At 37.8% G+C, this 18,795-nt stretch carries 15 protein-coding genes; 8 read left to right on the top strand and 7 right to left on the bottom strand.

All coding sequences use genetic code 11. The features are described from left to right. The 5 genes from DBR11_RS03400 to DBR11_RS03380 form a co-directional block, all read left to right on the top strand. The coding region (locus DBR11_RS03400) for a hypothetical protein (RefSeq protein WP_233260628.1) at nucleotides 1-1,163 on the top strand (1,163 nt) is incomplete at its 5' end. Nucleotides 1,164-1,166: 3 nt separating this feature from the next. Beyond that, complete coding sequence (locus DBR11_RS03395; protein ID WP_108550214.1) at nucleotides 1,167-3,890, top strand: tetratricopeptide repeat protein; 2,724 nt, start codon at nucleotides 1,167-1,169, stop codon at nucleotides 3,888-3,890. A gap of 336 nt (nucleotides 3,891-4,226) precedes the next feature. After that, nucleotides 4,227-5,033, top strand: a complete 807-nt coding sequence (locus DBR11_RS03390) for an ATP synthase subunit I (RefSeq protein WP_108550213.1) — start codon at nucleotides 4,227-4,229, stop codon at nucleotides 5,031-5,033. Then, a complete protein-coding gene (locus DBR11_RS03385; protein ID WP_108550212.1) occupies nucleotides 5,030-6,178 on the top strand; it encodes a nucleotidyltransferase in 1,149 nt (382 codons plus the stop codon). The genes DBR11_RS03390 and DBR11_RS03385 overlap by 4 nt, the downstream gene beginning before the upstream one ends. A 106-nt stretch (nucleotides 6,179-6,284) precedes the next feature. Further along, a complete protein-coding gene (locus DBR11_RS03380; RefSeq protein ID WP_146186445.1) occupies nucleotides 6,285-6,578 on the top strand; it encodes a hypothetical protein in 294 nt (97 codons plus the stop codon). A 218-nt stretch (nucleotides 6,579-6,796) separates the two neighbouring features. Here DBR11_RS03380 and DBR11_RS03375 read toward each other — a convergent pair whose 3' ends face one another. From DBR11_RS03375 to DBR11_RS03360, 4 genes are all read right to left on the bottom strand, one after another. Next, complete coding sequence (locus DBR11_RS03375; protein WP_108550210.1) at nucleotides 6,797-8,929, bottom strand: DEAD/DEAH box helicase; 2,133 nt, start codon at nucleotides 8,927-8,929, stop codon at nucleotides 6,797-6,799. A gap of 2 nt (nucleotides 8,930-8,931) precedes the next feature. After that, entirely contained in the window at nucleotides 8,932-10,245 is a 1,314-nt protein-coding gene (locus DBR11_RS03370) for an ATP-binding protein (protein ID WP_108550209.1), read from the bottom strand. Then, the gene (locus tag DBR11_RS03365; protein WP_108550208.1) at nucleotides 10,242-12,347 is read right to left on the bottom strand and encodes a tellurite resistance TerB C-terminal domain-containing protein; all 2,106 of its coding nucleotides are present in this window, start codon (nucleotides 12,345-12,347) and stop codon (nucleotides 10,242-10,244) included. The genes DBR11_RS03370 and DBR11_RS03365 overlap by 4 nt, the downstream gene beginning before the upstream one ends. A gap of 221 nt (nucleotides 12,348-12,568) precedes the next feature. Further along, nucleotides 12,569-12,985 carry a hypothetical protein gene (locus DBR11_RS03360; protein WP_108550207.1) on the bottom strand — a complete coding sequence of 139 codons (417 nt, stop codon included), beginning with the start codon at nucleotides 12,983-12,985 and terminating at the stop codon, nucleotides 12,569-12,571. Nucleotides 12,986-13,577: 592 nt separating this feature from the next. Between DBR11_RS03360 and dcm the strand changes: the two genes are divergently transcribed. Beyond that, nucleotides 13,578-14,798 carry a DNA (cytosine-5-)-methyltransferase gene (gene dcm / locus DBR11_RS03355; RefSeq protein ID WP_108550206.1) on the top strand — a complete coding sequence of 407 codons (1,221 nt, stop codon included), beginning with the start codon at nucleotides 13,578-13,580 and terminating at the stop codon, nucleotides 14,796-14,798. A gap of 70 nt (nucleotides 14,799-14,868) precedes the next feature. Here the strand turns inward: dcm and DBR11_RS03350 are convergent, their stop codons facing one another. After that, a complete protein-coding gene (locus tag DBR11_RS03350; protein WP_108550205.1) occupies nucleotides 14,869-15,546 on the bottom strand; it encodes a zeta toxin family protein in 678 nt (225 codons plus the stop codon). Further along, on the bottom strand, nucleotides 15,533-15,790 hold the full coding sequence (locus DBR11_RS03345) for a hypothetical protein (RefSeq protein WP_146186444.1): 258 nt from the start codon (nucleotides 15,788-15,790) through the stop codon (nucleotides 15,533-15,535). Before DBR11_RS03345 ends, DBR11_RS03350 begins: the two co-directional genes overlap by 14 nt. 147 nt (nucleotides 15,791-15,937) lie before the next feature. On the opposite strand from DBR11_RS03345, the gene DBR11_RS03340 reads away from it, so the two are divergent. Together DBR11_RS03340 and DBR11_RS03335 are read left to right on the top strand one after the other, a co-directional pair. Continuing rightward, nucleotides 15,938-16,576: a hypothetical protein gene (locus DBR11_RS03340; RefSeq protein ID WP_158275195.1), complete on the top strand. Its 639-nt coding sequence runs from the start codon at nucleotides 15,938-15,940 to the stop codon at nucleotides 16,574-16,576. A gap of 58 nt (nucleotides 16,577-16,634) precedes the next feature. Continuing rightward, nucleotides 16,635-18,017, top strand: coding sequence for a serine hydrolase (locus tag DBR11_RS03335; protein ID WP_108550202.1), 1,383 nt, complete (start codon nucleotides 16,635-16,637; stop codon nucleotides 18,015-18,017). Nucleotides 18,018-18,119: 102 nt separating this feature from the next. Here the strand turns inward: DBR11_RS03335 and DBR11_RS03330 are convergent, their stop codons facing one another. Next, complete coding sequence (locus tag DBR11_RS03330) at nucleotides 18,120-18,662, bottom strand: SMI1/KNR4 family protein (protein WP_108550201.1); 543 nt, start codon at nucleotides 18,660-18,662, stop codon at nucleotides 18,120-18,122. Between the last annotated feature and the right edge of the window lie 133 nt (nucleotides 18,663-18,795).

The raw sequence follows: 18,795 nt of genomic DNA, 5'->3' as shown, positions 1-18,795 counted from the left end.
GTCAAATAGCATCGAAAGAAGATTTTTACATGAGACCCAGGGAAATCAGACGAATTAATCTAAATCTGGCTGCTGGTGCTAATTTACAAATCGCTGCTCCGAGAAGGGTAGGTAAGTCATCTATATTGTATTACTTCCTGGATAAACCAGAGGAAGGCTTTATTCATCTCTATTTCCAGGTAGAAAGCGCACGATCAAAAAATGAGTTTTACCGTAAAATTTATAAAGAGATTATTAAGAGTGATGCTGTAGGTACTGGAAAGAAATTTCTAGAACAGCTTAAAGCAGCGAAAAATGCCTTTTTAAATAGGTTAAAAGGAATAAAAATAGCTGGCTCTGGCCTGGATTTTCAAGATGCAGAAGATATTGATTACGAAGAGGAACTACTCGATTTATTGCAGGGTTTAGATTTAGGAGGAGATAAGTTAGTATTGATGATCGATGAATTTCCTGAAGTGATCCTTAATATTGTGGAGGAGCATCAGGGGGATACAACTGAGGCTAAGAAGTTTTTGCAGTCAAACCGTGAGTTAAGGAATAATGCTAATCTTAAGGGTAGGGTGCAGTTTATTTATACTGGTTCCAATAGTTTAAATCTTACCGTAGGAAATCTGGATTCGTCGTCATTAATTAACGATCTTGCTGCTATACCTGTTCTTCCACTTCAGCAGGAGGAGGCAAAAGATATGTTGATTTCGATACTTCAAACGTATGGTTATTCTTTAACATCAGAGATTGCTGATTACGTAATAACACGTGTTGAATGGATGATTCCGTTCTACTTTCAACTTATCATTCATGAAATTATTAATGATATAGGTCCTGGCGACGAGGTCAGTAAGGCGGTTGTCGATCGAGCATTTGAGGCGTCATTAGAGCAGCGAAATGACCATCATTTTGAACATTATGTAAAGCGACTTAAACGTGTTTTTACAGAAAGTGAGCAGCAATTCATAAAAATTTTTCTTTGTGCATTGGCAGGAAGAGATGAGATGGATAGGAATGAGGTATTAAATCTTGCGACAGATATTTTACCTGAAGATCAGACAAGAAGATTACTTGAAGCGTTGAAATATGATGGATATATTATTAACCTAACAAATGCTGTTTATAAGTTTAACTCTCCAATCCTAAAGAATTGGTGGAAAAATCATGAATGTTAAGCCATGGATATATTACTTAAAAATAACACAGGTAACCAAGATAAGCAAACGTTGATTAATGGATTTGTTGTCCGGTTGAAGGTTTTAAATAACTTTCTTAATGAACTTAAATTATCTAAAAGTAATAAGCCCGAGCAAAATTATTTGATAATTGGACAGCGGGGTGCTGGAAAGACGACATTATTACATAGGTTAAAATATGCAATTGAAGATGACGCCGAATTAAAAGAAAGGATAATACCGATCATCTTCAATGAGGAACAGTATCATCTCACTGAATTGATTAATCTTTGGGAAACTGTTGCGGAGTATCTTGATGAAATTGATGGTTTTAGTGGAATTGCAGATATGATATCTGAACAGGTAACTGGTAGCAGATATGATGAAGAGAGGACATATGACCTTTTAGAATTGCAATTGAAAGCTAGCGATAAAAAAGTGATTCTTTTTATCGAGAATCTGGATGTTTTACTTAGAAAGTTCGGCAAAGATGGACAACAGCGGTTGAGAGAGGTGCTTAGTACCTCGACATACGTACGTATCATTGGTTCCTCAACAACTTACTTTGACGGTATTATAAATTATACTGATCCTTTTTATGATTTTTTCAAGATTATCCAGTTAAATGGGTTGAGTAAGCAGGAGACTTATAAACTGCTGTTAAAGATAGCTGATCAAACTAACGAAGTCGATAAAGTGCAATTTCTGCTTAGGCGAAGTAAAACTAGGGTAGAAGCTTTGCGAAGACTTACGGGAGGAAATCCAAGAATGATGGCCTATCTGTATCAGATTTTTTTGGATAATGCCAATGGCAAGGCAATTAAGGACCTTTATAAGCTCCTGGATGATCTTACATTTTTATATAAATCTGAACTGGACCAGTTGTCAACTCAACAACAGAAAATTGTTGATATTATCGCAAGAAACTGGGATGCAATTTCTGTTAAAGAAATTGCTGTAGATACCAGAATGGAAAGTAAGCATATTTCTTCTGTGTTGAATATGTTGGAGAAGAACCAAGTCATTGAACGAATAAGCACAAAAACAAAGAATAACCTTTATCGGTTGAAAGATCGTTTTCTTAATATATGGTATTTGATGCGATTTGGAAAGAAAAGAGACCAAGAAAATATACTTTGGCTCGTTCGGTTCTATGATGCTTGGTGTGATAAGACTGAACTTTCTGAAAGAGTGATGCATTATATTAACAATCTTTTAGGTGGGGAATATGATAATATGGCGGCTGTTGATATGGTCAATACATTTCTTTCCTGTAAAAATGTATCCCCTTTAGTGAAATATAGATTGTTTAAAACTTCTCAATCTACTCTACCTAAGGATCTTATTAAGGCCCTTTCGGAAAACGACTGGTTTGAAACCATTAAAGGACTTGTACGAGCAAAAAAATACGAACAAGCTATTGATGCGTTACATGAGATGGGGGATAAAGGGGTGTTGTCTGATACTATTGGCTATTGGATATACATTAATAAGGAAGAGTATGTTAAAGCTGCTGAATATCTTGCGTCTGTATTTGATTATAAACAGGACTCATTAACGGCACATACACTTGCTGAGTTATATGAAACTCGCTTAAAAACCTATGATAAGGCCATTTATTATTATGATATTGCTCTAGATGGGAAGCGTTACAAAGCGGCTTATAGTTTAGGTCAAATATATCAGTTTGTAATAGGAGACAAATTAAAAGCAATTGAATATTATAAATTAGCGATAAAACATGGTGTTCATGAAGCCATTATGGCTCTTGCAACGCTAAATTTTACCATAGGCAATTATTCAGAAGCTAAGCGCCTATGTCTCATGGCTATTGAGAATGGAGATACAAAGGCATATATTAATTTATCGGTGCTGTATCAACAAGAGGGGAAAAATAGTGAAGCAATTGAAGTATTGGAGAAGGCAATTCAGGCCGGAGAGGATTTTGCCTTGCTCAGTTTGGGAGATTTGTATTTGGATATGACTAAACCATTCCAGCTCAAAGCTAAAAGGCTCTATCAGGAAGCTGTTGATAAAGAGGTTCCTGATGCTCATTATGCTTTAGGTAGATATCTACTCTATAAAGAGAAAAATGTAATTGAAGCTGTCAAAATTTTAAAGAAGGGAATTAGAGCAGGTGATGAAGATGCTGCTCACCTATTAGGTCATCATTTTATGAGATTGGGTGATTATAGTCAAGCAGAAGAAATGTTTGTTAAGTCATTCGACATGGGACATGTTTCATCATTGTTATGTTTAGCTAATGGTGCCTTTCGGAAAGGTTTAACAAATAGAAGAGCATTTATACTTGAGCTTTTTGAATCAAAGATGGCTCCGTATAATGAGCCAATTACATTGATTGAATACTGTAAAGTTTTGGTTTGGAATGAACGCTTTGAGGATTCTTTTAACTATTTACTTGATGCTGGGCCAAAGTTTCAACAAGTTTTTAAAGGAGACAGTGAGGATTACAAAGAAAGTCTAATAAGTAGGTTGACTTCATATTTTATTAGGTTGACCGCTTATAAACAATATAATTTAGTTAACCGGTTGTTTATGTCGGAGTCTGTCGACTATAAACAGATCTTAAAGCCAGTATATTATGCAGTAATGAGAAGCTTGAAGGATGAGTATCCTAATGAATACTTAAAGGCAGGAGCAGAGATGAATGAGACCATAGAAGAAATTTTAACAGAAATTGAGGAAGTGAGGTCTATGATAGTATAATGAAAATCCAATGTTACAGCTGAAATAAAGTATCTCAGCTGTAACCGCTAACCGTTAAGATCGTTAGAGCTTGGAAAGTTGTTCGCAAAACAAAACTATAGTTATCTATTAAGCTTTCCTAATTTTTTCTTACCGTTTAGTGCAAAATACATAAGGATGTTACCTAAGGCCGTAAATCCATAAAAGTTATTTTTTAAACATAAAACAAGGAAAGTATGAAAACACTTTACAAATTTCATATCAGATTCCTTATGTCGAAGCTCAAACCAATGTTATATGGCTCAGTAGTGAGTAATATATACGGCGTGATTGAAATGGACAAGAGAGGGTTAAGATATGAGTATTAAAGGAACTATAAGCTCTATTATTGGACTGGTTGCAATAGTAGTCTGTATATTTTTGGGTCCTGGAGATCTAAGGTCGACTATATTTAAAATTGCAATTGGTCTTCTTCTGGGTGGACTAATCGATTTTATTGTATATCTATGGGAGAACAGGAGGCGATGGAATCTCATCAAAGCCAAAATTTTAAAAGCTGGAAAGCCTGTTAGGGTTACTGTAGCATATTTATTTAGGATTGAATTAAATGGTAAGTATGTGCTTATTAAGCGCCACAAGAAAGATAGAATTGGTTATCAGCCTGTAGGTGGTGCTATCAAATATTTCAAAGAAGAAAATCGAGAGATTTTTGATAAGCTAGGTGTGGAACCTTGTGATTATGTTCCCCGCGATCAAGATACCGATCAGGATTTGAGAATTCGAATTAAGAAACGCAAAAATCTACCTGATTTTATCAAGTGGTTCGAAAGTCGTAAGAATCGAGAAATTGATCCCTGGCGTGAATTTTATGAAGAACTCATCAAACCAGGTTTGTTGCCTGCAAATGAGTTCACACATATCAAATATGTGTACATTGGAAAGCATACCGAGGGTATACTACCTTCGCCTGCTTTTCCGATGGATGAGTTTCGGTACGCAGAGATATATGAACTGCGTCTAGAAACTGATGGGCAGCGTCGGGCGATCGCAAATCTTATTAATTGTGAAGATATTGTCTTTGTCAGCCCTGATGAGATCAGAAAGGGATCAACTAATTCTGGACAAATTATTTTACCACACACATTTAAAATCTTACCAAAATGATTTTCGATAATAAAAAAATACAATTAGACGACATTCTGGATAGGATGGCGGAGAGCCTCCAGTTGGGAGACTCCAGGTATGACCGAATGAAAGGTCACTATAGGGCTGTTAAGGATTGGATTGAAAAGGATGAGAAATTTTTCAAGCCTTTTGCCTATGAAGTGTATCCACATGGATCTGTTAAAATTTTAACTACAGTTAAGCCAATTGGAAAAGATGAATTTGATCTTGACATTGCCTTACATCTGAAGACAAATCATGCAGCACACACGCCGCAGAAGATTTATTGGGAATTGAAAAGAAGATTGGAAGAACATGAAAACTACAAAAACATGTTAGAGCCTAAGAAACGTTGTATTAGATTGAATTACGCAGGCGACTTCCATATGGACATTTTACCGGGTATTCAGGAGTACTTATGGGACCAGGATCGTTTATGTGTTCCTGACAGAACTCTTGGTACCTGGGTGAGCAGTAATCCAAGGGGCTATGCAAAATGGTTTATAAACAGAGCCAATTCGGTAAAGGTTAGTTTGTTAGAAAAAGCTGTTCGTGCTGAAAATCTACCTGCCGATAATTTTAAGTATAAAAAACCTTTACAAAGGGCAGTACAGCTTATTAAGCGTTATAGAGATGTTTATTTTCAAAAGGATGATACTTACAAGACATCAAGTATTATTTTAACTACCATTGCTGGTTTGTACTACAATGGGCAGGAAAGCATCTTTGATACGGTTGAAGGAATCGTTAATCAGATTCTTACTCATGTGAATTATGTTCCCCAAAGACTTAAAATATTCAACCCGGTTAATGCTCAGGAGGATTTTACAGATAAATGGGATTCTGATCCGAAATATTATGAAGCCTTTAAAGCCTTTGCTAAACATTTATACCTGCAATGGGAGGAGTTGAAAAAGGAGCATGGGGTAATTACCGAAGGTAGCATTTTAAAGGGACTCTTTGGAGATGAACCGTTTACTAAGGCTCAGCGAAGCCAGACTGACTTATTGGAAAGCTACCGTAGCAATAGTAATTTGGGAATTAATAGGGAGACTGGTGGTGTAACAAGTGCGGCGGCGGCGGGGATTGCCATAGTTAAGAATAATACTTTTTTTGGAGGCAAAAAAAATGTATTTCCGAAATAGTTTATTAAATCCCAAATCTATTTGGGAGCAAATCCAGGCTATCCATTCTCGATGGCCTGGATTTCAGGTTAGGTTATACAAGGAAGGTTTAGTAGCAATAGGCGACTTGCGTCCAACTGCAAGGAGTAGTAAGTACAATGTAGAGATCAACTATCAATACTGCAAACCTCCTAAGGTAGTTTTGATTAATCCTAAGTTAGTGCCCAATTTCAATAATGAAATGCCGGAACACCTTTATCCAGGCGAGATCTTATGTCTTTATCGTCCAATTTATGGAGAGTTTAAATTTAGCGAATTGCTAAGTGAGACCATTATACCTTGGACAGCCTTGTGGTTATATCACTATGAGTCATGGCATAATACTGGTGAATGGCTTGGCGGAGGAGAACACCCTGGGTAATCGCTGCATAGCAAAAGTCTAGCTTAAAGAATACCCTTGGTGGCTAAAGGTTATGGGTTTTAGAAATGTGAAAGGCTTTGATAGACCATAGAACAATATCTAGTACAGCTCAGAATTGTTTTAGCTTCTTATTATTAGAGTTTAATTAGAGTTTTTGAGAACAATCTTGCTTTACAAGCTGTAAAGCAAGATTGTTAATTAGAGGTGTAGGGATTAGGTTAGGCTTTTTTGTAACTGATCAGTTGAATATGCTCTAAGAATTGTTTTGTGCCGTCAAAATCAAAATGTTTCGCTTTTATAAGAGAGCATTGATATTGTATAGGTAAGAGGTGCCCCCATTTGGAGAATTCAATCAGTGCAGGATTTTCCCTCAGGGAATCTTCTAGAGATTGGTTTATTGTTTTTATTTTCTCAAAAGCAAGGTTAAGTACTAGTCTAATATCGGTTTCTGCTACCTTAAGTGTAAAGCTGCTTTCATGTTCGTCGTATTCAGATTCGATGCCTAGCAGTTTGAAAAGAAAATCAATACTTCTATTAATTTTAGTGCCCTGAAAGGTGTATAGTGTGCAATTAGAATGTTTCATGATCATAGGACGGTCTTTTTCGTAACCTCTTATTTCATAATTTGCAAATTCAAGTCTCAGCTCCCGAAGAACTTCGTTAGCTGCCTCATCGAGTTCGGCGTAGGGCTTATTTTCTTTCAATATTTGAAGCATTTTCTCCCGAACCGTGGTATGAACCTCACCACCACTACCGAAATAAGTTGGCCGTTTACCATCTTTTGCGGGCATCACGAAGATCTTTTTAGATTTTAGGTCAACTTCCATGATTTTCCAGATTCTGGCGGCGAGAAGTATATTCTCATCTACTTGTATGGTAGCAGCCAGTGGAAGTTCTCCGATAGTTTTGTCCTGATGTATGACTTTAAAGCTTGGGTCGGTTTTAAATACGCTGTAAAAGTCCCTGCTATTCACCGTACGTTCTCCTTCGATTCCTATAATCAGTTCCGTACCGATTAATTCTATCTGCTCCTTTTTTATCAGTTCCTTCGTAATTTCGTTAAGCTCAGCAGGAGTGATGTTTAGAAATGCATAGTTTCCTTTTAGTCGATCTTTCAAGGCTTCGTAACTGCAGCCTGAACTCTCTTTTATAATGGAAAGAATTTGGTGGCTTAATATATCGTATGGATGCTCAGCTGCATGCACCGGTTCAATAAATCCTTCCCGGAATAATTCCATGCAGGCAATTGACTGTAACAGGTTCCAGGGATCTGTAGCATAAAAAAGCAAACTGCTGCTTTCTCCGTCTTTACGGCCGCTTCTTCCTACTCTTTGAATTAGTGAGGCAATGGAGCTGGCCGCATCAATCTGTACTACTTTTTCTACAGATCCTATATCGATACCCAGTTCCAGTGTTGAGGTACAGCATATAGCAAAAGGAAAACGCTTATTATTTTTGGCAAAATGTTCTATATATTCCCTTAGTTCCTTGTCAATGGAAGAATGGTGGGAAAAGTAATAAGGGTGCCCTTGTTTTCGGTCGGAAATCTTTTTGAGCTTTACGGCTACTTCTTCTGCTTTTCCTCTGCTGTTGGGGAAAATCAAAACTTTATGGTCTTTTGTTTTTAAGTAGAGATCTTTGAGTAAATCAATTGGAAGATCAGCACCATCCATTTTGAAGAATTTAAATTCTGCTTTCATTTCTTTAGTGGACTTATCCCTTAATACTATAGTTTGATCGGGTTTACCAGTCATTTTTTTGGCTTCTTCAAAGGCGCCAATAGTTGCTGAAAGACCAATTACGCGAAAGCCGGCGGGATTGTTATTGATGTCATTTAGTCTGGAAAGTAGAGAGTTGAGTTGTGTGCCTCGGTCTGTGCCAATAAAAGAATGAATTTCATCAATAACTAGGAAGTCTAGATTGGAAAATAAGGTTTTAACGTTTTGCGGACTGTTTACAAACATGGCCTCAATCGATTCTGGTGTAATCAATACCACTCCTTCGGGGTTCCGCAATAGTTTTTCTTTGAGTGATCTTTTTGCTTCTCCATGCCACTTGGTGACCGGCATTTCTAGGTAATCACACAATTCCTCCACACGATTAAACTGGTCGTTAATGAGTGCTATCAGTGGAGAAATATATAATATTCTTAATCCGGGATTTTTGAATACCTTGGATAAGATGGGTAGAAAGGCGGCTTCGGTTTTTCCGGAAGCCGTTTTAGACGCTAGAATTATATTCTTGTCTGTGGTAAGGATATGTTGTATCGCAGCAATTTGGATGGGGCGGAGTGCCTCCCATCGTTTGTCTCGGACGTATTTGCGTATGGGTTCAGCTAAAAGATCAAACACGGTTAGAGCTCCTCAATATCTTCTAAAAAGAGTTCATTCGGCCTTTCATCATTAACCGTTAGCTCACCAAATAATCTTTGTTTATCAATTCCTGGATTCTGTCTGATGATGCTGAGAATACTTAGAAAGTCTCTAATGACTTCTCTGGGTGTAAGGAATTCGTCGGCACCAGGTTTGTTGAAAAGTTCTTCCATAAATTGGAGAATTTCAGCTTCGGATATGTCAATTTCTACGCTAAAGTTGAAATCGAAAATCTCTTTTAATTTTTTCAGTAGCACAAAGATCTCATTATGATCTAAAGGCATGATCCGCATAACGGGCTGAGCAAAATCCCTGATCTCACTTGTCTCAAATTTATTTGTTTCCAAGCGAGACTTTAACGCCTGGTAGCTATAGAGGCCGCGGCGTTCGTTTTCAAGTACTTCTTTGGTTCCTGCCAGGTTGATAAACAAGTTGTTAATTTTACCTTGAAAACAGTCATTGTAGATGGTGAGGATCTTTTCGTAGTTTTTATCACGTACTGTAGAAGTAGATATTTTGTAAAGGTTTATCGCTTCGTCCAGATTGATCATAAACCCGCTGTAACCCATGCTTACAAATAGTTTGCAGAAGTTTTTGAGCATGTCATAATAGTTCAGATCATGGATAATATCTCTTACTCCCAGATCCTGCCTGGCTTCTGTTTTGGTTCTGTATTCCCCTTTCAGCCATTTCAGTGCGTTTCTTTTTAAATTTTCATCATCTTTAATATATCCCTCATAGTATTTCATAATCACCATACCGAAATCAAATCCGCCGACTTCTGTAATGGTATTGACTGTTTTCATGATGTTATTTTGAATAACAGGGAGGTTGGCTTCATGACGAATCTCAGTAATGTTAATTTGATGCTCTTCTGCTGTCTTTATAAGGATTTGCTCTATCCATTTTTCTAATAGGGTAGGCAAAGCACCACCTTCGGGCATGGTCTGAATCGCCACGTTATCCATAATAGCAGAATATAATGCAACCGCCTTACCATCATTAGAATATAACCTATTGTCTGGTGTGAAATCTGCATTTGCGACAACAAATTTTTGCTTAAGTGCAACCGTATTTAATAAATGAAGCATAAAGGACTTTCCTGAACCAAAGTCTCCTATCCAAAGCTTGAACATACTGTGCCCATTTTTTACATCGTTTAATGCTTGTAAAAATGCTTCCACTTCAGCAGACCTTCCAACAGTAATATGTTGTACTCCAATTTTGGGAACAACGCCGCCGGTTAATGAGTTTATGATTGCAGTGGCTTCTTTTGGTTTTAGACCTGTTATCATGCTTTTAAGATTTGTTGGTAATAAGTGTGGTTTATGGTATAATTGCTGTCATCGTTTTCGATAAGTAAATCGTCAATTATATCATAGCAACTTTCATTTAGATTATTGATTAATGTGCCTTTATGGGCACCCGTATTTTTGCAAAAGAGATCTACTTCATTGTTGGATAAAGTAAAGTTGTTTTGTTTAAATAAGTGGAGTAGAGCTTGTTCATTCGGGCTTGCAGTGAAATTAAAAGGTTGTGATTCGCTATTGTTTTCTATGGCGGGTGGAGGGCTATTTGGTACTTTAGGCTCTTCTTGATCTTTTAGGTATTCATTAAGTACTTCGACAGTTCCAGAATGTTGCTGCTCCACCTGCTTTATTGCTGCTGTATCTAATAAAATCTTCTTTCTTTGGGGAAGGAAAAAGTCTTTCACTTCTTCAAGGGCTGTATCGATGTTGATTTCTTTTTTCATCAGCGCGATGCTGATTTTAGTATACCGGGTATGGAGTTCAGGTGTTGTAAAGAGTTTTTTTACTATGTTTTGAGGCATTAACTTTAAGACAAGTGTACTGCCAGTTAAATGTTGATTGATATAGCGTAGATAGTATTCAAATGACAACTGTTTATCCAAAGGTGCTAGAAATTTGAAAACCTCATAATAGATTATTTCCAAGGATGGGTTTTTGGAATTTTGATCCAATATTTTGTTCACTTCTGCCAGAAAAGGGTGTTTCCCGAGTTGCTTATAATATTCCGTAGTGAGATTCAGTTTGGTTTTCCAGCGCGTTGTAACTTGTGCGTTTAAGTATCGTTCGGTCTCTTGATCTGGCTTGTTTACCTTATTTAAATGCTCGTTAATGTCTTTCTCTATAAAGGATGCGACATTGGTGGTTAATGAAAGAAGTACTTCTTCATGATAGCTTTGAAGCAGGTTTAATTTTTTGTAGTCATATAGCCCACGGATCTTGTTCTCGCAATATTTGAATATGTATCCAGTGATGACTTGACTAGAATGATTAAGTACATATCTATAATTCTGGCTATTCAGTCGGTAATTGTATTGTTTTCTCGCTATCAAATCTAAAATAATGGCAAATTGGTCTTCTTGTTTTATGTTGTGGGCAGCGTATGCAGTTTTCAATGCCTTTCTGGCGGTAATATATAATTTCAGCACCTCAAGTGAGCAAAATTCGATTGCTATGAAGTTATTTTGATTGAAGTACATATCATCCAGCAGCTTTCCATCTTCGTTGCTTAGGTTGAGCTTCTTTATACTACGACTTTTCCAATCCCAGGTTTGGTAGTCTGGAACTACATTGTTTGCTGTAGTCCATTCCAGTCTATCTAATCCTTCTTGGTAATCGACCTCACGCATTTTTTGTATCAGGAACTTTTTAGCGTAAGGCCTTGTCTTTGGGTAATAAGTAGAGATTTGATTCATTTGCTCTTCAAGCAGTGTAATGTTTTTATGAACATTAAATTGCTTGAGGAGGTCAAAAAGGAGTATAAAGACGTAATTGGAATTCCCCGAGAGATCAACCCATTTATTAGTCAGAAATTTAACTTTGAATTTATCATAAAAAGCCCTCTGTTCTTCGGATGCTCCTTCTAGATCTGAATATCCATAGACGTACATGTGCGGCCAATTAGGGGCTTTCAGGCTCTCTGTTTGTTGGGTGTCTGAGTAGTTGATCGGCTCGGGCTGCGCGTCGATGTCAATGATTGAATTATCCATCTTGTTATCTTCTGTTTTGAAAGTGGTTCTCAATAACGATTCCTTTAAGCTTTGAAGGATTTCTACTTTTTTTTGATTGAGGTCATCTAAATTGTTTGTTCCTGTTTTTTTTGGCTGGTCAGTAATTTGGGCTTCGGTTATTGATGATGAACTCTTGGGAACGGAATTAGTTGTGAATTGAAGAGGCGGCATAATTTGATCTTCTGATCGGTTGCGCAAGGCAGGGGTTGTATCAATTTGCTCGCTAATTGGACTCCAATGCATGTTGAAATACCTCCTCACATTCGAAGTAAATTTTTTAATAGAATTGTTTTGCTGCTGATTAGGCCTTGTTAAAAATACAATTGCCAAACAGAACAGCATTAAGAGTGCGCCAATCATTTACTTTTTTATTAGAACTAATATAGTAAAAATACTAACAAGAGTTAAGATATAGAGATTGTGGTAAATAGGAATAGTGAAGTTTTTCTTTTCATGAAGCTAAAATAGTTAGACCTGATTGATGAAAATTACGGTTTCCCGTAGGGAGGGTGCGAGTTATTGACTGGGCCTTTTAAATAGGATGATTTCGTTTTATACGAAACCGTGGTGAAAAACTTATATTATTTGAACGTGGGAATTACAAGTGCCGCAAGAGATACAACCAGTGAAAATAAAGCGAAGATGATTGCTATTTCGTTATTTTTCATACTCCTATAATTAAAGAAGGTATTGGAAGCGAGTTGTTGAAATCGGCAATCTGCTAAAGCTTCCAGCCCTATTTTTGTAATTCGTATGGAAGTATCTTCTTTTACTTCAACCATTCCTATATAGACCAAGTAGGTAACGGCGGCGTTAATGTCTGCTATTGTTGCATTCCATTTTATCTCTTCATTTATGTAAGTGGTTAACGTATAAAAGAGGTCTTGCGGTAGGTAGTATTGTCCGTCAACTAATGCTTCAAGTATTATAGAATATAAATGATTCTTTCGATAGGTTGATAATCCGTCTTTGGAGTTTGTATGTAATAAAATAGACATATTAATGAATTAGCGTTGAGTGATTTGTAAACCTACATAATTCATTTGAAATGGAAGGGCTGGCAAGGCGAGAGAAAAGGCAGGTTGGCTTAAAACTTGTCTTCTCGTAGTTTGTAAAATACAGCTTTTAGCCGCTCTTCACGTTCATCCATCTTCTTCATATCTGTCTTTTTATGGCTATTGTCAAATTATATGATCTAATATAGGAGGTTGAGAGGGATATTATTTATCCTCCTTGAATTTGAGTTGGGTGTTTATGGAAGCATATTTTGAGTGTCCCAGATTGGCATCCCTATAGAAAAACCGGGACCATCGATCAAAACATACTTCAAAGATAGCTTTGTAAAGCTAAGTGAGAGAGAAAATGTGGACATGGATTTAGTGATTAAAAAGCTTACAATATTAGTTCATTTCCAGTGAAGTAACCGTATCTGACGGTTATCTGCTGTTCGACTCCTGTCTAGCAAGTACGGTCTTCTAAAACAGTTCCTTTAGTTCTCCTCACTAGGGCAATGCTTGGTTGCATTCTACGCAATCAATTGGGAAGAATTCATTCAAAATTACAAGTATAAAACAATTAAAAACAGTTAAAATGATTAAACAAGTTAAGAGAAAACGTGAACTGGGAAAGAGCGAACAGTTTAATTTAAGCCAATTGGAAAAAGCAATGTTAACACATTATGAGGCAAGTAAGCATCCGATTTATGAAGAGGCGGTAGAAAAATTGAGGTTGAAGATTGGAGGTGGTTTATGTGATTCCATTGCAAAGGAATTGTTTGAAGGGCACACCCCGAAATTTGCAGGTTTAGATGGCATAAGGTGCAATTTTACTTTTATCGATCTTTTTGCCGGTATAGGAGGATTCAGGATGGCTTTGCAGAATTTAGGGGGTCAATGTTTATTTAGCTCAGAATATGATAAATACGCACAACAGACTTATTTTGCTAATTATGGTGAGGTGCCTTTTGGCGATATTACCAGGGAAGAAACTAAAGCATTCATTCCGCCTAAATTTGATTTATTGTGTGGTGGATTTCCATGCCAGCCGTTCTCTATTGCTGGTGTCTCCAAGAAGAATAGCTTAGGTCGAAAGCATGGTTTTGCCGATGAGAAGCAGGGAAATTTGTTTTTTCATGTTGCCGAAATTATCAATAGGCATAAACCTAAGGCTTTTTATCTTGAAAATGTTAAAAATCTTGTTTCGCATGACAAGGGAAATACTTTTAGGGTAATTAGGAATACTTTATTGGATCTTGGGTACTCCTTTGACTTTAGGATACTTAATGGGAAACATTTTGTGCCCCAGAATCGTGAACGAACTTTAATGGTTGGTTTTAATAAGGGGATTTTTGGAAAGGATATTAGCTTTGATTTTAATCAGGTTGATATTCCTTGTGTACAGCACCAGATATCTTCAATTTTGATGCCTGATGTTGATAGGAAATATACGCTCAGTGACCAGCTCTGGGCTTTTTTGCAGCAGCATGCGAGTAAGCATAAAGCAAAAGGTAACGGTTTTGGATTTGGATTGGTGGATTTAAATGGGGTTACTAGGACCATTAGTGCTCGTTATTATAAGGATGGCTCGGAAATTTTGATTCCACAAGAGGGAAAGAATCCGAGAAGATTGACTCCTTCAGAGTGTGCGGCTTTACAGGGCTTTCCTATATTTCCTATTAATACGGGACATGGAGAAAGAAGTTTTGTGATTCCTGTTTCAGATCATCAGGCTTACAAGCAGTTCGGAAATTCTGTTGTGACAACGCTGATTGAAGCGGTTGGGAGGGAGGTTGTCAAGGTAATGAAAGGTTAAGTTTTTTATAAGGCTGCTTGGAGAAATCTGGGCAGCCTTTTTGTTTTGTAATGTAAAACGAAAGGGGTGGTTATAATTTTTGACGGAGTCTTGTTTTATGGTTTTCTTTGAGATAGGGCTTTAGTTTTTCTGATAATTGTGGTAAGCCTTTTTTTATCCATGTTTTGTTCAATGCCTCGGGCGTCGCATTTAAAACAATGCCCTTTTCAAAACTAGCCAGGAGTTTGGGCATTTTGGTGTTATCATAGAGGTCTAATCGATCAATTTTTGTGGCTAAAATATTGACGAATTTAAGGTTGTCATCATATATCTTATGTACAGTTCTGGGACTTACATAGTGTCCGCCAGATTTCACTCGATCTTGTACTCTAATGTCACATGCTTTAACATTATCTAAACACATGTATGCAAGGTGTATTTGATATTTTTGGCTTGCAAAGGTGTTTAATTGATCGATATGCTTGGGATGGCTTAGAATTGTTTCTAGCACGAAATGTTCTTTTTTTTTAATAGCATCTTTCATGTCTGAAGCTAATTGAGTTTCCATGGCTGTTATACCAGCCATGAGAGTTTCAGGCGATTTTTCGTTCGTTTTGACCAATTGACTCAGAATTTTAATTAATAGGGTATCCTTATTGTAAGGGGATACAGCTTTTAATTCATCGGGTAATAGTTCTTTTCCAAAAGTTGATTTCCCTGCCCCTGGAGGACCAGAGATTACAAATAAGGTTGGCTTAGAGTAATCCATTTTCCCTCCTTACCTTATAAGCTTCGACTGTGTTTAATTCTCTTACAAGTATATCGTTGTAGACATTATTGTCTGTTTTTGTAAGCCGAATTTCTATTCGTCCATCACCGTACTCGTAATATGCTTGACCATCAGGAAGCTCTTCCGATAAAATCAGAAAAGGTAAGTTGGCTTTAAACTTGTTTTCTCGCAGTTTGTAAAATGCAGCTTTTAATCGTTCTTCACTTTTATCCGTCTTCATCATATCTGTCATTTTATGGCTGGTGCCTGATTTTAGACTCTAAATTAGGGAGTTGTGAAGAATATAGCCTATGCTCCTTGAATTTTGAGTAGGTTGGTTAAAGTGTTGATGTCTAAATTCGTATGTACAAACCTTCAATCGAAAAGTGATATGGCAAGAGTGAATTACAAAGGGGTTGAAACAAAAATTGGTGTTTTGAATAGCTATTTTTGTGTAAGCTATCAAAAGTTTACCACTGCATTGAACGAAGGTCACTTACAGGATATTGGCAAAAGTTATCCTATCTCAGATTTCACTAAAATGGAGCGTGATTTTTATTTTCGTTTTCCATTTCCTGACGAGGATCATCGTAAGTTTGGGGATGTTGATGACTATCACCGCAGCATTCCCATTTTAATTAGGGATCCCTCAATATTGAACGATTATTACGATAAAAGCCGACCTTATGAAAAGGTGATCAAACTGGAGTCGCAATTGGGCATATTAAGAGAGAGCGATAATAGAAAATGTTTAGCTGCATTTTTTAGCTATGGTAACAAGGGGCAGACTTTAAGGGTAGAAGAGGATTCCAAAATCCTAAAAATCGTGAAACAGTTTATGAAAAATAATGTTGAGCCTGAGCTAGATCCTGAGAAGAAAAATCTTTATAAAGAGATTGCAAACCGGATTTTGGATGGGTATCAGCTTGAAATGCCTAAATTGAAAATACACCAGTCGTCAAGGCTTTCTTCAAAAGCCGAAAATGTGGCAAGTAGACTTTTAAAGAGAAAAAAAGGGAAAGGGTTGTAGTTGTTAAAACCATGCAACGTTTTGCTATAAAAAATGTCTGTTCTTAAAATAGAGTGCTATGGACTTCAAAAAGGCAATTCTTCTTTTTTTTCTTTGTATTACTAGTCTCTGTGAGGCTCAAAGCAGGCATGGGGCTATAGACACACTCATCGAACGTTCGCACAAGCTGGGTTTATTCAATGGGAATTTGCTGGTCATGGATCAGGGTAAAGAGATTTACCGCAAAGCGATTGGATATGTTGATGCTTCGGGTAAAACGTCTTTAACAGACCAATACCGCTTCCATATTGGCTCTATTGCTAAGGAGTTTAATGCAGTAGCGATTATGATGTTAAAGGAAAAAGGGGAGTTGTCTATAGATGACAAGGTAAACAAGTACCTGGATGACTTGCCGGAATGGGCTGGTGGGATCACGATCAGAAACCTTTTGCAATACAGTAGTGGTTTGCCAGACCTCAAATGGAAAATGATCTCTGATGATGGAGGGGCTATGTCTGCTTTAAAAGATACAGGTAAATTGGATTTCGAGCCGGGTACCCAGTATGCTTATAATAACAGTAATACCTTTTTACAGCGGCAGATTGTGGCTAGGATTAGTGGTATGAGTTTCGCCGACTTTGTTAGAAAAAATATGCTTCGACCGTTGGAAATGAATGCTTCGTTGGTTGACCCTGACGATGATGTACCACTGATGGCTAAATCCTATACTGATGCACTGGTTCAGTCTCCGCTGGTATCTTCTATTTCTGGCTGGACGGCGGTGACTCTTGATGATTTTTATAAATGGGAACAAAGCCTGGAACATTTTATGCTCATCAGTCCGGCATCTACAAAAGAGTTGCTCACTCCATTTGCCCCGAACAAACAATGTGGTTTAGGCGGTGGTAAGATGGAGGACCTTAAGCTTCTGGCGCATAAACATGATGGTACGGCCATGCAGTATCAGGCTTTGCTCATTGCTGATGTGAAGCGGGGCCGTACGGTGATTTTGCTGACCAATAACAGGCAGGGTAGCCTGTACGATATCAATTCAGCCATACAAAATATACTGGACGGGAAACCATATCTTCAACCCAAAAAACAGCTCGTTGCTGCTTTACAGGATAGACTGGACAAAGCAAGTGGCCCTGATCTGATTGGGGTCTACCAGGAGCTGAAATCAAAATATCCTGATGATTATAACTTTAGTGATGAGTCTGCATTGAATACAGTTGGTTATACTTTATTGGGTAAGAAGCGCTTTGATAGTGCTGTTGCTGTTTTTGAATACAATACGGTTCTGTTCCCGAGATCGGGAAATGTGTTCGACAGTTTAGCAGAGGCCTACTTGAACCAGGGTGATAAAGCCAAATCGCTGATCAATTATAAACGTGCGCTGGAATTAGATCCCTCTAACGTGGGTGCGAGTGAAAAAATAAAGAGTCTTGAGGACCGGAAATAATGGTCAATGACGGGTAACCGTCATATATTTATGCGATCGCTAATAAATGCGAAATAATCTATTTTAAGAAACAATTTGACGCTGCTGAGTTCATCAGGTAAGTCAGCCAATTTCCCTTACCCGGAAAACCGCCGCTAGAGGCCTGATATAAAAAGGCAGCACGGACTTAAAGGTTTCCGCTCCGGTCACCAAAGCTAAAAATTCAAACAGGGAGTTTCCGGCACGGACGATGCCAAGATCAAAGCTCGTAAAATAAATGGGGAACTCCCCGTCAGGCAGTCGCTCGAATATATCCCAAAACAGGAATTCCCCGTTCTCGCTGGCCGCGAAAGGCACTGCATTTTGAATAAGCGCGATGCCGCCAGGCGTATCGCTAATCGCCAGCAAGGGTGGATCAAGATAGGAATCAAACAGGGATCGCATCGCCGGGTACTGCCGCTGGAAAGCGTCCGGGTGTTGTTCATCCGCCATTGGCATATAGATCATGAACAGGCCGCAAAGCAGCCCGTGACCCAACTCCTGGCAGAACTGCCGGTAAGAGGGCGGAAAAGACAGGCCGCCGGGCAAGCGGTACTTAGCCAGCGCTGGCTCGTCTGCTTTTATGGTGACGGCACCGGTGATCTCCAATAGTTCTTCAAACTTCATAGCAAGGGGTGTTCTTTGGTTTTCAGCATATCTGTCTTTTTATGCTATTGTCAGGTTATATGATCTAATATAAGAAGTTAGGAGGGATATTATTTATCCTCCTTGAATTTTGAGTGGGTTATTTAAAGTGTTG

This window comes from Pedobacter sp. HMWF019 (genome assembly GCF_003061025.1).
Lineage (GTDB): Bacteria > Bacteroidota > Bacteroidia > Sphingobacteriales > Sphingobacteriaceae > Pedobacter.
The sequence above is the reverse complement of the archived record's forward strand: the minus strand, read 5'-3'. Positions and strand labels throughout refer to the sequence as shown.